The organism is Bradyrhizobium elkanii WSM2783, assembly GCF_000472865.1.
GTDB lineage: Bacteria > Pseudomonadota > Alphaproteobacteria > Rhizobiales > Xanthobacteraceae > Bradyrhizobium > Bradyrhizobium elkanii_A.
Window position 1 is genome coordinate 1 of the sequence record NZ_AXAP01000132.1, and the last position, 13,835, is coordinate 13,835.

The 13,835-nt window shown below is 60.3% G+C and carries 10 protein-coding genes and 2 pseudogenes; 6 read left to right on the top strand and 6 right to left on the bottom strand.

From position 1 onward, the window contains the following. Positions 1–547: 547 nt before the first annotated feature. From YY7_RS55615 to YY7_RS55625, 4 genes and pseudogenes are all read right to left on the bottom strand, one after another. Positions 548–1,324, bottom strand: a complete 777-nt coding sequence (locus YY7_RS55615; RefSeq protein ID WP_051397324.1) for an IS66 family transposase — start codon at positions 1,322–1,324, stop codon at positions 548–550. Positions 1,325–1,424: 100 nt separating this feature from the next. Continuing rightward, positions 1,425–1,772, bottom strand: coding sequence for an IS66 family insertion sequence element accessory protein TnpB (gene tnpB / locus YY7_RS0146885; protein WP_028169062.1), 348 nt, complete (start codon positions 1,770–1,772; stop codon positions 1,425–1,427). Beyond that, positions 1,769–2,176 (bottom strand): IS66-like element accessory protein TnpA, encoded by a 408-nt coding sequence (gene tnpA, locus YY7_RS0146890; protein WP_028169063.1) that lies wholly within the window; start codon positions 2,174–2,176, stop codon positions 1,769–1,771. The genes tnpB and tnpA overlap by 4 nt, the downstream gene beginning before the upstream one ends. A gap of 1,892 nt (positions 2,177–4,068) precedes the next feature. After that, a pseudogene (locus YY7_RS55625) lies at positions 4,069–5,171 on the bottom strand (IS5 family transposase). Between the two features lie 792 nt (positions 5,172–5,963). On the opposite strand from YY7_RS55625, the gene YY7_RS59635 reads away from it, so the two are divergent. Next, positions 5,964–6,197: a hypothetical protein gene (locus YY7_RS59635; RefSeq protein WP_245287682.1), complete on the top strand. Its 234-nt coding sequence runs from the start codon at positions 5,964–5,966 to the stop codon at positions 6,195–6,197. Positions 6,198–6,216: 19 nt separating this feature from the next. Continuing rightward, positions 6,217–6,408, top strand: a complete 192-nt coding sequence (locus tag YY7_RS0146915; protein ID WP_028169064.1) for a hypothetical protein — start codon at positions 6,217–6,219, stop codon at positions 6,406–6,408. Positions 6,409–7,534: 1,126 nt separating this feature from the next. Here YY7_RS0146915 and dctA read toward each other — a convergent pair. Beyond that, the gene (gene dctA / locus YY7_RS0146925) at positions 7,535–8,857 is read right to left on the bottom strand and encodes a C4-dicarboxylate transporter DctA (protein ID WP_028169065.1); all 1,323 of its coding nucleotides are present in this window, start codon (positions 8,855–8,857) and stop codon (positions 7,535–7,537) included. A gap of 377 nt (positions 8,858–9,234) precedes the next feature. Further along, positions 9,235–9,392: pseudogene (locus tag YY7_RS64135) on the bottom strand (beta-ACP synthase); the annotation flags it as partial. Between the two features lie 1,012 nt (positions 9,393–10,404). Between YY7_RS64135 and modA the strand changes: the two are divergent. The 4 genes from modA (at position 10,405) to YY7_RS55640 (ending at position 13,667) form a co-directional block, all read left to right on the top strand. Further along, positions 10,405–11,145, top strand: coding sequence for a molybdate ABC transporter substrate-binding protein (gene modA / locus YY7_RS0146935; protein ID WP_028169066.1), 741 nt, complete (start codon positions 10,405–10,407; stop codon positions 11,143–11,145). 9 nt (positions 11,146–11,154) lie between these two features. Next, on the top strand, positions 11,155–11,841 hold the full coding sequence (gene modB, locus YY7_RS0146940; RefSeq protein ID WP_028169067.1) for a molybdate ABC transporter permease subunit: 687 nt from the start codon (positions 11,155–11,157) through the stop codon (positions 11,839–11,841). Next, positions 11,838–13,004, top strand: coding sequence for a molybdenum ABC transporter ATP-binding protein (gene modC / locus YY7_RS55635; RefSeq protein WP_063623463.1), 1,167 nt, complete (start codon positions 11,838–11,840; stop codon positions 13,002–13,004). The genes modB and modC overlap by 4 nt, the downstream gene beginning before the upstream one ends. 267 nt (positions 13,005–13,271) lie before the next feature. Next, complete coding sequence (locus tag YY7_RS55640; protein ID WP_051397327.1) at positions 13,272–13,667, top strand: hypothetical protein; 396 nt, start codon at positions 13,272–13,274, stop codon at positions 13,665–13,667. Positions 13,668–13,835: the final 168 nt, after the last annotated feature.

The following is a 13,835-nucleotide window of genomic DNA, read 5'->3' on the forward strand; positions in this document are numbered from 1 at the left end:
TCGATGTTGAACGGTTTGCTTGGCTGGTTTACCGCCGTCCTCCTGTTGCCAGTTGCAACGATGGCCAGCCCACCTGATCCGATCCCTTCGCTCCAGCCCCATTACGAGCCTTCGTCACTTGTACGGATCGGTCCGCCCCAGTGCTCCGCATCGGTACTCTTGCCTCNCGGTTTTCTCCGCTTGTGCTTCTCCCTTTGCATCGGAGCGACTGGTTCCTGCAGTTCCGTGACAACGCCTGCATCCGATTCACGCCCCCTCAACGCCGGTCGCCGCCCGCCCAATCATCAGGCTTCCAGCGGACTGATCCCAGAGGGACGACACACCTCTGGTTTTGACGACGATTTCCACGTTACGACGCTTCATCGGCGGGTTCATTTTCATTCGTCTCTCGGATGCTTATCCGCTCGGGTATTTCCCGATCGTTAGCTTCAACGCTCACGACCGCGCCTCTTAAGCGAAGCCGCTTGAAGTGATTTGGGACCTGCTCCTGAAAGCCGATCCCGAGGGGCCCTCCCTCATCGCTGTCACAGCTTGTGCTCACAGATTATCAGATCATCACGATCATCCTTTCTGTGTGCTTCTGCAGCACACTGTCGTCGGCGTGGATGCGCTCGGCCGCAAAGACATGGCCGCGGATCGCATCGACCAGCGGCATCAGGGTTGCCGTGGAGGCGCCCACCCAGTCCGCCAGCGTCGAGACGTCGAGGTCGATGCCTTCGCGCCGGTAGACGTCGCTCTGACGATGGAGCGGCAGGTGCAAGCCGTATTTGGCGAACAGGACATGGGCCAGCAGCTTGGGTCCTGCACGTCCGCGCGCGATCGGGTGCGAGGGAGCCGGAGGCTGGGTGATGGCTTCGCAGGCCCGGCAGACGAGCTTCTCGCGCACGCGCTGGATGACTTTCCACTGCCGCAGAATGAGCTCCAGCGTCTCGCTCACGTCCTCGCCGATTTTGCGTAACCGGCGGTCGCCGCAGCATGGGCAGGCCGCAGGTATCGGATAGACAAGGCGTTCCCGTGGCAAATGCTCCGGCAGCGGCCGGCGCACCGGCTTGCGGCGCTCGAACGATGGCACCGTAATCTTGTCGCCTGCGGCCATCTGCGCCGCGGTCTCGGCTTGCGCAGCGTTCTCCTCCAGATCGGCGAGTTGCAGTTCGAGCTGATCCAACAGTGCGCCACGTTCCGAGGACTGTCCGAACTTCTCATGCCGCCGCTTCTTGATCGTGAGTTTGAGCTTCTCGATCAGCAAGGTCCGCGCCTGGGCGTCCGCTTCCGCGGCCAACCGCGCTACCCGCTCGGCACGCAGCATCGCCTTCAGCGTGGTCACATCGTCGGGGAGAGAATCATCGGCGCCATCCCGGTCAGAGAATCACAATAAGCTGTCTGTGTCTGAACTGCCGACGTGTGGTCGATTCAAATCCCAGCGATCAACCCGCCGCCTGCGGCCGCCAAGTGTGTTGCGGCATCCGCCAGTCGATGCCCTCGAGCAGGTAGCCAAGTTGGGCTCGGGTGATGGTCACAATGCCATCGGCCGACGACGGCCAGAGGAAGCGGCCGCGCTCCAGCCGCTTGGCGTAGAGCGACATGCCGAGCCCATCATGCCAAAGGATCTTGATCAGCTTGCCGCTCTTGCCTCGGAACACGTAGAGGTCGCCGCCGTGCGGGTCGCGTCTGAAGGCCTCTTGCACCAGTAACGCCAGCGAGTTCATGCCGCGGCGCATGTCGGTGTGGCCGGTCGCAATCCACACCCGTACGGCGGGCGGAATGGGGATCACCGCGGCCATCCATCTGCCAGTGCCGCGACCGCGGCCTTCAGCGTCGCCGCGTCGACCGTGCCCGTGATCCGCATCCGAGCCCCGGCCGCAAACTCGATCTCGATCGCGCCGCCGCCGGCCGGCCCGACCGGACCAAGCGTCGGCCCCGATTCCGCGACCACCATCGCCGGTACGAAGCCCGTTTGATGGGCGGCATCCTTCGGCTCGGGACGAAACGACCGTCGCCACCGGAGCAGCAATGAGCGCGAAACGCCATATCGCCGCGCCGTCGCCGCGACCTGGCGCGGCGCCTGCAAGCTCTCCAGGACGATCTTGAGCTTCTCATCCTCGGACCAGCGCCGCCGTCGGCCTGTGTCCACTACTTCGAGCCGCTCGACTTGGGCACTGCGCCTATCACTGTCCATAAGGACAGTTCTCAACAACACGCCTCACTCGGCAAGGCGGCCTTCACCGGCTTCACCGGACGGATACGATTGCTGAGTGAAAGATGCCGCAGTTAAAGGTCGGCCGCTGGTCACTGAAATAGGGATTCACAATGAGACTTGCTCGATTGAGCCTGATCAATGCGGTGCTGAAGGCCGGTTGTAGCTGTACAATAGGCAGACCTCATGTGGCAGTCACCTTCAACCTACCAAGGAGATAGCGACACCATCAAGCGGAGGCCGGTCATGGGGCCACTTTGAGATGCGGCGCGAATGGACAATGTTACAGTCACATCAAACAAGGCACGGCATTTCAACCTCAGCTGAACGATGCGCGACTCTGGTAGTCGGCCAGGCTGACAATCAGGCTCGCCAGCCTCACGACGCCAATCCTATCGGCATCGAGACGCAGTTCACTTCGCTTGGTGATCTTCGAATTGCTGTGACCCTAATCAACTTGCACAGCGCAAGGATGGTGCACGGATGACGCGCTGGTGCAAACCAAAACCGCGCGTGCTTGAAGGCGGTAAAGCCGATCGCGCATTGCGTCCTGATGCTTCGCAGTCGCGGATCAGATTGAATTCCTGGCCGCTTGCGGCGATGCTTGTCAGCGCTCTCCTCTGGGCCGGTATCTGCTGGGTCGTCTATGCGTTCTCATGAGCGAAATGACATGCCAAAGCTGCCAAGCTGGCGACACAAGATGGCCGCATTGGCAAGCGCCTTCTGGCCTATACGCTTGAGGTCGTCGATTGACCTCTCTTTGCGGATCGCGGCCTTCAGGATCTTAGAGGCAACTTAGGCACGTCGGTTTGGTGCTGGGAAACGTCTTCGCCGATTTCGTTCAGCGCGCGCATGGGGCGCGGCCGTTTCGACACCGAACATAGGAGATGTCGCCCATCCTGTAGCAGGAAAGACAAGCAACCAACGGATGACCGAGCTGTTCCGGAAATTCGCGCACGTTATTCAATTCGGCAAATCCGGTCGCGCGATCTAGCGTATGCAAGTTGACAAACGTGTTCTCCACATACGCCGGGAAGTGATTGCCCACGCCAGGACCACCAAGAGTCTTTGTTGTTGCACCGGCGCCAGTACATAGTGTCCCACTTTCTCGAAGTGAAACGGCAGCGAGGTCTCGGCCTATCGAACCACTCTACATCCGACTTAGCACCGGTGAATGCGGCCGAGCGTGGACGCTGAAACAGCGCGAAGCCCGACGCACACTGCCGGGTATGAGGTGCGTCGGGCTGTTGGGGCATGGCGCGGCACCTGGCCGTGTCCAGCCCGCATGACCCCTTGCAAATGATATGCCACACGAAAAGGCGCCGATGATCCGGCCCCACCCCCCGGTGCAAGGGCCGCACGGATGTTCACTTGTTCGCGTGCCAAGTATGGGCCGCCTCCTCAGGGCGTGGGTTGCGTTGCGCTTGTGATCGACATTGATCTAAATAGCTGGCCCGACGATCTCTGGATTTCGATGTCGCGGAGACTTCGTTTACGCGACCTGCAGCGGGACTCTGATCTCCGAGCGGATTCGCCCGAGCCAAAGAACCAACCTAGCCGCCCCTAGCTAGCAGGCTGTTGAAGAAGTCTTTGAACGGCGCGCGATGAATGGGATGTTGTCACCGTTGAGAAGGCAGATCTCCCCTTCGAGTGAGCCGTCATCCTGCAGTTCGGCCTAGCCGTCACGGCTGGCTCCATTTCGTCGTTTCCCTGCCAGCCGAACTCGGCGGCATCGCCGTGGCAGGTTCCATGAATGGAGCCTGTGCGGCAATCGAAGGCGAATTCGCCGCCGGCCTCGTCGAACAGGATGTAGGCGCTCGCCAAGGCCATGCCGTAGCTCGGTGTCTCGACGACCTGCCATCTGCCCCGAATGCTCAAGCCGGTGCCGCCAGAAGCTTGGGAAGCCGGATCAAATTATAGACCGCAAGCGCCAGGACGAACACGGCATCCACCCGGTCGCGGCCTCGCAGCTTGATCTTGGCCAAGCCAGCGGAACTCTTGATCCAGCCGAAGACTTCTTCGATGCGTTTGCGGCAGCGTTGGCTGATGTCGTAGCCGCTGTGACGTGTGGTCCGCGCGTCGATCGCCGTCTTGCGCCGCTTGCCGGTCTTACTCAGATGTCCATCAATCGCAATATGCGGAGTAACCGATCTATCTCTCAGCTCGTGGACGAACTGCGTGACATCATAGGCCTTATCCGCCCCCAGAGTGATCCGTTTCGCGCACCCGCGCCTGTCGATATGGCAAGCGCAATCTCCCGTTCGGCGGTGCCCGTCGCTTGGCTCACCCCACCCAAGACCGCTAAACCATTGCGGTTCTCCATCAGCGCATGGCCCATATAGCTCAGCTTAGCCGGCTGGCCGTCACCCTTCTTGTAGAGCCGCGCCTCGGGATCGGTCGTGCTCGCATGTCTCGTTCGATCGCTTCTCCTTGTGGAAGCTGCGCTCAGCATTGCGTCCCGGACCGTCCTCGTCTTTGTCGCTGCCATCCTTCTTCCGGAAGCTCTTGATCGAAGCCCGGGCTTTCAATCAGCGTACCATCCACCGAGAAGTGATCGCTCGATAGTAGACGCTTGACCTTTGGTTGCGCCAAAAGCGCGTTCAGGAACTTGGCCGCAATCTCGCCTTCGAGCAGCCGGTCGCGGTTCTTCGAGAAGGTCGAATGGTCCCAAAACCGCATCATCCACCCCGAGCCCAACGAACCAGCGGAACAGAAGATCGAACTCCATCCATTCCATCAGATGCCGTTCCGAGCGAACCCCATAAAATGCCTGGAGGAGCATCGCCCGAAGCAACTTCTCCGGTGCCATCGAGGGGCGACCGACGTTCGTATAGAGCTTGCCGAACTCCCCAGAAAGGTCGCCCAGCGCCGCATTCGCCAAGTCTCGGATCACCCGTAGCGGGTGGTCGACCCGAACCCGAGCCTCCAGGTCCACATAACTAAAAAGCGAGCCGGACTGTTCGTCACTCCCCCGCATCGCGCCCCCAGTTAAATCCTGGTCCTAGAGAATCACGATACGAAACGCTTCGCTACCGACTTCTTCAACAGGCTGTTAGAGCTAGACGGCACCTATATAGGCGACCTCCTGATCGGGTCTGATCTGAGCCTCGCGCCGACTTGCGAGAAGGATACGATCCCCGCGTGCGGACCGGATCCGCGATCAGTTCGCAGTATTTCCGGATCACCTTGGGATCGCCGAAGTCGCCGATGGCCGGATCTCCCGAGCGGCCAAGGGCGAGGCCGCTGATATGGTTATGCTCACGGGAGAGGGCCTCTGCACGCACGACGGCGCTCTAAGAGAAGCACTCGATCGCTTACCCGGGCGCGATCCGTCCTCAGCACTGAGGCGGGCGCGGCGCTGTTTGCATGAGAGTATAGTTAGTGTCGGGAATTGCTATCACGACCCGAGCGAAAAGCGTCCGGCGCGTGGGCCAATAGGATGCCAATGCTCAAAAGAATAAGAGTCCCGACAAGAGCCGAATACATACGCCACCTCCATCGCTCACTTCCTTTTGAACTGCGCGACCGCTTACACAGTCAATTTTTTCCTGAGCGCGAAATGCGTTCGCAGCCAAGTGATGAGTCCGAGCCACAGCGACTAGCTGGCAGCATGTGGAACCGTCAAAGAGAGAAGCTGTAAGACCCAGCTGCTCTGCTCCAACCGCCTGATAGGCGTAGGGCGGTGACCGAAAGGCTCATGTGGCAAATGTGCAACGGGTACTTGGTTTCTGCGCGGGAGTGTCCGAAACGAACACTTCAGGCCGTTGAGATGGCGGTAGCATTTGCGCGCAAGGATTGGGGTGTCCGGATGAGGTTTTCAAACTCGAAAGATGAGAGCTTATTGTTTCTTTGGGAAAGTGTGCGGCGGCAAGTGTTGGCTGGTCGCGCGGACGGCGGACGTTGCCGCTTTGTTGGTAACAATCTGCGCAGCTATGCTGAATTGCTTCGTTCGGAAATGGAGCGGCGAGAGCTGAAGTACACTCCGATTAATTGGTCTGAATAGCCGCTCCACGGGCATACCGATGAAAGACCTGCAGAAGCAACTGAAAGAGCTCCGCACCGATGCAGCCGAGTGCAAATTGATCAGCGATCTGGCAACTGACCAGGAAAAGCGAGAGCTGTTCGCAAAGCTTGCGGATCACTTGAGTGGTTTGGCGTCCGAGCTCGAGCGGGCTATATCTGTAAAAGTCTGTGGCACGAAGACGGAGCTGTAAAGACGGTCGCACGATGCCAAGAATCGGCTCTGGGTTCACGAGAGCGGCACTTATGCGAAATTCACGAGGCGGGTAAGCTGACGCACGATTTTGCGTCTGTGGCTGCCGAGATCGTCCATGGTTAGGATGTCGCCGGGACAAAGCGTCGGAAGGAGGACTCTCTCGACGTAGAGGCGGAAACTCTCGCCATCGTTCGGCCCTCGAGAAACCATGGCGCCTCAATCCGGTCATGGCGCAACGCGGCCAGGAAGGTTATGGTCGTCCAGCGGCCGTTGGGACTCTTGCTGTGAATCCTCTGGCCACGCGGCGCACCCCCGCAAGGCCCCATATCGGTCCTGGCGCAGATCTCGCGTTCGCCAGCCACAGTTTTTTCAAGCTGAGCTTCTCGGCGTGGAGAACTCCCATATTGAACGGTAATCAGCCTTAGGTCCGCGATCAGTGAGCTCGGCGACCAAGCCGCGCAGGGTGAAGTCCCCTTGATTCGCCCTAAAACCCGGACGCGGTGTTTGCCGGAAATGGCCTTCGACCTGTTGCCGCGCATCCCTGCCGGGCACCACGCTGCCGGTCTCGCAATGCCGTCGCGCCCATCCAACGGCCGTGCTGACCGCAACACCGAATGTTTAGCCGCCTCGTTGCAGGACAATCCACCGGAAACAACCCTGCAACGCCCCGCTTCCGAAGATCCTCAGAGTAAGGCTTGCCGATCCGTGCTGGCCTCCAGGCCCAGCCAGCATGGTAAATCCGAAGTCTCCTGATTTGGGAATCCAAATTCGATTCAAGCTAACCTTCAGACCCGCTTGCGATGGGGCATTGCACTTCGCTAACGCTTCGCCGTCATGCGATTGGATAGAGGACTATCACTTTCAAGCAGTTGTTCAGACTCGGCGCTCATGAGAAACCGCCCGGCGAAACCGAGGGTTTCGTCTCCTCGTCTCACGGAGCAGCCTCTTTAGGACGTTATTCCGGCGCGCTCACGAAAGCGAGCGAACCGGCAATCCAGAGGTCGCGGCGAGAGATTCCGCCTTCGTAATCCAAGTCGGCTGCTGCCGACTTGGACAAGCAAGACTCGCGAGTTCGCGTACACCTGCGTCAACGCGTCCTGGAATGACGAACAGAAATGCAGCCCCTACCCCGTCGTGTTTGTGGTCTCGCCGTCGGCCGCACCAATTTCCTGGTTGAGCCGCGCATGAAGCGTGGCCTCGTCGAGTTCGCCTTCCCACCAGGACACGAACACCGCGGCAATACCGTTGCCCATGATATTGGTAAGTGCACGCACCTCGCTCATGAATTTATCGATCGAGAACACGATTGCCATGCCCGGCACCAGCGCCGGATTAACCGCTGATAGCGTCGCCGCGAGCGTGATGAAGCCGGCCCCGGTGATACCGCTTGCGCCTTTCGACGTCAGCATCGCCACGATCAGGATCGTGAGCTGCTGGCCGAAGGTGAGATCGACCCCGAGCGCCTGCGCGATAAACAGCGTTCCCAAGGTCATGTAGATGTTGGTGCCATCGAGGTTGAAGGAGTAGCCGGTCGGCACCACGAGCCCGACCACGGGCTTGGAGCAGCCTAGCCGCTCGAGCTTCTTCATCAACTGCGGCAGCGCGCTTTCCGAGGACGAGGTGCCGAGCACGAGCAAGAGCTCGTCTTTGACATAGGCGATAAACTTGAAGATCGAAAAGCCAACGAAACGCGCGATCAGACCAAGCACGACTACCACGAATAGCGCGGCCGTGGCATAGAACAGCGCGATGAGCCCGATCAGATTCCCGAGCGCCGAGGGTCCGAACTTACCGATCGTGAAAGCCATGGCGCCGAACGCGCCAATCGGCGCTGCCTTCATGACAATGGCAATGACGCCGAACACGGCGTGCGCCGTGTCGTCGATCATGCCGCGCAACTTCTCGCCGCGCTCACCCAGCGCCATCAGCGAGAAGCCGAACAGGATGGCAAACAAGAGTACCTGCAGGATATCGCCGCGCGCCAGCGCGCCGACCACGCTGTCGGGAATGATATTGAGGATGAAATCGACGCTTTTCGAGGCTTCCGCCTGCTTCACGTAATTGGCGACGGCTGCGGCATCGGGCTTGGCCGCAAGGCCGTGGCCAATCTGGAAAAGATTGCCCATCAGAAGGCCGAGCAACAAGGCAAAAGTGGAGACGATCTCGAAATAGACCAGCGCCTTGAGGCCGACCCGGCCGACCTTTTTCGCATCCTGGATGTGCGCGATGCCCGAGACCACGGTGCAGAAGATAATCGGCGCGATGACCATCTTGATCAGCTTGATGAATCCATCACCGAGCGCCTTGATCCAGTCGTTGGTTGCGAGCGACGGCCACAGCCAACCGACGACGACGCCAATCAAGATCGCGATCAGCACCTGAACGTAGAGAATTTTGTACCAAGTTTGCGACGGCCGCGCGGGCGCCGCAGTTGCGATGGTGGTCATGACGCTCCTTCCCTATACGAACTCGAACACCGAGCCGCCGCGCGTTGAGCGGTGACGGCATCAGACGAGCTTTTATGCCAGCCGTGTCCCATTGAAGACGGCGATGTCGGAAATCCGACAGATCGCAGCGTGAATTCCGAGGGTAGGTCGGCAGTTACCTGTGTTTTCTTTTGTTAAGCAAGTCGCGCGCCAAGCGCCAAAGCCATGCGGCCGTTCAACCGACGAGACTGTGGACCGACTGTCTCCTGACGACACTTGGCTGAATCCCAGAATCACGTTCGTGCCGCCGAGGGCAAAGGCATTGCTCGGCGCGACGCGCACCTTGCGCTCGCGCGGCAGAGTGGGCGCGACCTCGAGATCGACCAGCCGCTTGCGGCAATGTCATGCTCGGGAAGGGTTTTGAGCTTGGCCCCTATCCTGAGCTCGGAGTTGCGATCGGGCCAATGGCGGAGCGGCCTTCGCGTATCTCCTTATAGATGGAGGCGCCGTCGGTCCCCAACCCGCCCATTCCGGTAATGACGACGCGCCTCCCCATTCAGGCCTTCTCAGCGACCACGCCGCGGACAGTCGCGTCGCCGACATTCTTGAGATTCGATCAGGCGTCATCCGTGTTCATTTCAATCTCGATCGCGTAGGACTGCTCCAGGTCGCAGATGATGTCCCTCAACTCCAGCGACTGGATGCCACACCAGGTCAGTTGCCTGGCCGGTCGTTGTCTCGCCGCCGCCGACGGCGTTTTCCTTCATCGTGCGACAATTTCCTTCGCGAGTTGAACTGCCATGCTGCTGCTTCCATGACGCGCTTCGACGCGAACGCGGCGCCATCCCCCAGCCGAGCCACGTCGCGACGCGCGACAGAAGCAGCGACGTGATTCGTCGGGCGTCAGGTGCTGTCAATGCAACGTTCCGTAACATTGGTAAAATTGATTTTTTGGATGGCACGCATCCACGCCATCGACATGTGGAGACAGGCCTTCAAAGGCCTTGATACAGCCTGTCCCCGGGCGTTATCCGGCCTCGGTCATATTGTTTCGCACAGCTACAAACGACAGCCTCGATACTCCTTCACCGGACGATACACGCTGAGCTCCTGCCGCGCCTGGACGAGTCGCTTGCCACAGAGTTTTTCTCGAACGGACGCTTCATAGCGGCGACGTGAAGGCAGAACTTATCGTATTCCGACACCCCCAGGCCAGGGGGCTACGTTGGGCCGGCCGATGAGCCGGAGATCGGAGTTCGAGCCGTTCAAAGATCCAAGGTCGGACATCACGGCGCGGCGGAGCCAAGGTTGGGGCGGAGTATCCCAAGAAGTTTTTCGTTCAAGAGGCTAGAGATGTTCGGTTGAACACGCCGAAGTCGGAAAGCTGACACGGCGCTGGGGCCATTCCGCCGCAATTCAACAGCCAGGCTGGCGCTTAAGCGTGTTTGGCTGCTGTGGCGCAAGGCGCGCATCATATTTCGCGAGCGGCACGCCGTTTGCTGGGATCAGGAGCAGAAGCCGTCGCGGCCAAACTGGTCGCAGGCCGCCCCGCTCCGAGAGACTTCCCAATGAGGCTTGCCCGATTGATCCTGATCAATGCAACTCTGATTCTGATCCTGCTCGAAAAAGCAGCAGCGGTGAACATCAGTCCCACCCTTGCCGCAAACGTCCGTCTGCCGAGCAACGAGATTGCATCACCGCTCACTCAGACGACGCGGCTCGAGGCCGGGTTGAGCTCACGCGCGCACGGACATTTTTGCAGCTGGATCATCCAACCCGCGCTTTGCATCCTTCTGTCGGCCGACCAGTTCCGCCCAAGTAAACAGAGCGAGAAGCGTCTCCCGGTATCGGGAAACAGCTTCACCTCTAAGAGCGGCAAGTTCGTGCTGTGGCGTTCGAATGTGAAGTTCGCCAATCGCGCGGATAGCCTTCAGATGATGTCTGTGGCAAAATCATCGATCTGCAATCCGGCCGCCGCACCTTATGATGGCGCAACGGCGGTGCAGGTCATGAAAGCGCCAGGCGTCAGTGCGGCGATTCAGCCGAGGGCCGATACCGCCAGCATCACACACGCCGATCGATCCGAGACCGGTAATGCCGAGCTCGGATTTGTCGCGCCGCCCGAGCTCACAAACAGCAAAACCCGTTTGCCCTGGCTGGTGGCGCGGGAGTCTTATGGCCCGATGGGGCCAAATGCCGTGCTGTTGGAGAGCGGCGCCAATAATAAAGCGACACGCGCTTTCGTCGATTTTCTTAAAGGGCAAAAACTCCACGCGATTATCGCGCGGGGTGGCTACGTGCAAAGCTAGAGTTGACGCATGGATGGCTTTTCGCCAGAGATCTGGGAATCGCTCGAGCTCACGGTCGAGCTCGCGAGCCTGACGACCGTGATCCTGCTGGTCCTTGGCACGCCGCTCGCGTGGTGGATAGCGCGCTCGAAGAGCCTTTGGGCTGAGGCGGTCGCCACGATCATCGCGCTGCCGCTGGTGCTGCCGCCAACAGTAATCGGTTTCTATCTGCTGGCCCTGCTCGGCCCGAACGGCCCGGGTGGCCTTCTCGCCTCTCTCTGGGGCGGGGCCACGCTCGCCTTCACCTTTACGGGGCTCGTGGTCGGATCGGTTTTGTCAGCGCTGCCTTTGATGGTGCAGCCCATCCGCAACGCCTTCGCTGCGATGGGTGACCGCCCGCTGGAAGTCGCTGCCACTCTGCGCGCCTCACCGTTATATGCCTTCTTCACGGTCGCCTTGCCTGTGGCGCGAACGGGTGTTCTGACAGGCGCCATGCTTGGCTTTGCGCATGCGATAGGCACGTTCGGCATCGTGCTTATGATCGGCGGCAACATTCCTGGGCGCACCAAGGTGCTGTCGGCCTATCTCTTCGACTATGTCCAAGCATCGCGCTGGCGCGAAGCAAGCTGGCTTGCCGGGGCCATGGTGATGTTCGCCTTTGCGGTAATCCTCACCTTAACCTTGATCGACAAATACAGCGGAAGGAGGAGCAGGTGAGGATAGCCACGCCAGGCCGGATTGACGTTGCCTTCAGCGGCAGTATCGCCGGCTTCTCGCGCGATACGCAATTCAGCGTACCCGCCAAAGGCGTGACGGCGATTTTCGGCCCACCAGGCTGCGGCAAGACCACGCTGGCGCGCTGCATCGCCGGCCTAGAGCCTTTGCCAAATGGTTTTTGCGCCATCGACGGCGAGGTGTGGCAGGATAGGACGACCTTTCGCCCACCCCATCTGCGTCCCATCGGCTATGTGTTTCAGGAGCCGAGTCTTTTTCCTCATTTGTCGGTCAGGCGCAACTTGCTTTACGGTGCGCCCAAACCGAAGCCAACGCCGATCGCGTTTGATGAGGTGGTCGAACTGCTCGAGATAGCTCCGTTGCTCGACCGCTCTCCCTCACATCTGTCCGGCGGCGAGCGGCAGCGCGTCGCCATGGGTCGCGCGCTGTTGTCTCAGCCCAGACTGCTTGTGATGGACGAGCCGCTTGGCGCGCTCGACCGCTGCGCCAGACGTGAGATTCTGCCGTTCATCGAGCGCCTGCCCGAGAAGCTCGCGCTGCCGATGATCTACATCGGCCATGACATGGCGGAGATCGAACATTTTGCCGATTATCTCGTCATGATGGAGCGCGGCGTAGTGACCGCGGCCGGACCGCTGCAAGTCTTACAGAGAGATCCCGCACTGCCGCTAGCGGCAAGCCGCGAAGCCGCCGTCAGCCTTGATGCCGTTGTCAGCGGCTATGATGGGCGCTATGGGCTACTCATTCTCCGCCTCAAAGGGGCGCGGCTGTTGGTGCCGGCGCCGCCGTTTGCACCCGGCGTGCACCAACGGCTGCGCATTGGAGCGAGCGACGTCAGCGTGGCGCGCGAGGCGCCACGCGCAGGCTCCATGATTAATGTCTTTCCGGCGCGCATCAGAGCCTGTTTGCCGCTCGGCGCGGCTGAGATCACGCTGGTTCTTGCGCTCGGCACCGGAGGCTCGGGCACGGAGATTTTGGCCCGCATCACGCGTTTCTCCTTTGATTCCCTTGGGCTAAAGGATGGGATGGACGTATTCGCGCAGCTCAAGCACGTCTCGCTGCTCTCGGCCTCTGAACCGCCATTGCAAATCGTGACGACCTCCAGGCCAGCAGCAGATCCTGGGCAGGCAAGCGCCGCGGCGTGAAACGAGCAAGCTCGCTCGAGAGGCGAGCGGCATCATCTTGAGGCTACATTTCATTGTGCCACGCAGGCGGAGTTGAAGAGGCCGATATCGCAAGCCGGACGAGGCGGCCGAGCCATTGGACGGGGCACGCTGGCAACTATGTGCGTGTCAAGCAAAGGCCCGCGCCATGTTTCTCGAACCGCACGCCAATTGCTGGGATGAGAAGCAAGAGCCGCCGCGGCTAACGCGTTCCCAGTGGCGTCCGGATTTCCCGATGAGGCTTGCCGATTGATCCTCATCAATTCAGTTCTGACCCTGTTTGTGGTCGGAAATGCAGGAGCGGCGGAGGTCGACGCGGCGGTCGCCGCGAACTTCACCGCGCCGGCCAAGGAGCTGCAGCGCCGTTTAAGCCGAAGACCGGGCGAGGCCAAGCTTTGGCGCGAGCGGACAGCTTACAGCCAGGTGACGCAACGGGCGCCCTTTGAGCTATTTCTCCGCCCGACGAGGCCGCCCGAGCAATCTGGTCGAGAACGGTCTTGCGTTCAGGAAAGCCGGTTCACCTATGCGACCTATAATCTCGTGCTGTGCAGTTCAACTCCGAAGTTCGTGAACGAGGCTTTCGCAAAACCTCGATCCATAATCCGGCTGCTGCGCGTTATAGCGCAGCCACTGAGCACGCTGTGAAAGCGCTCGGCGCCTGTGAATTGACGCAGCCGAAGCTGGTCGCGGGATCCTCGCATCTCCCTGGGCCGGAAGCACCCCTCACCTTCCCGCTCTCGTGGGGGGACACGCGCTCTCTTTCGTGGTCAAGCCGCTCCGGAAGGCCTCCGTTACCAAGCTGGCTTGCCGCCG

What these genes read in the sequence shown, in the direction of transcription:
- tnpA (WP_028169063.1), bottom strand. Translation starts at nt 2,176, where the DNA reads ATGGACAGTGATAGGCGCAGTGCCCAAGTCGAGCGGCTCGAAGTAGTG.
- YY7_RS59635 (WP_245287682.1), top strand. Translation starts at nt 5,964, where the DNA reads ATGGCGGTAGCATTTGCGCGCAAGGATTGGGGTGTCCGGATGAGGTTT.
- YY7_RS0146915 (WP_028169064.1), top strand. Translation starts at nt 6,217, where the DNA reads ATGAAAGACCTGCAGAAGCAACTGAAAGAGCTCCGCACCGATGCAGCC.
- dctA (WP_028169065.1), bottom strand. Translation starts at nt 8,857, where the DNA reads ATGACCACCATCGCAACTGCGGCGCCCGCGCGGCCGTCGCAAACTTGG.
- modA (WP_028169066.1), top strand. Translation starts at nt 10,405, where the DNA reads ATGAGGCTTGCCCGATTGATCCTGATCAATGCAACTCTGATTCTGATC.
- modB (WP_028169067.1), top strand. Translation starts at nt 11,155, where the DNA reads ATGGATGGCTTTTCGCCAGAGATCTGGGAATCGCTCGAGCTCACGGTC.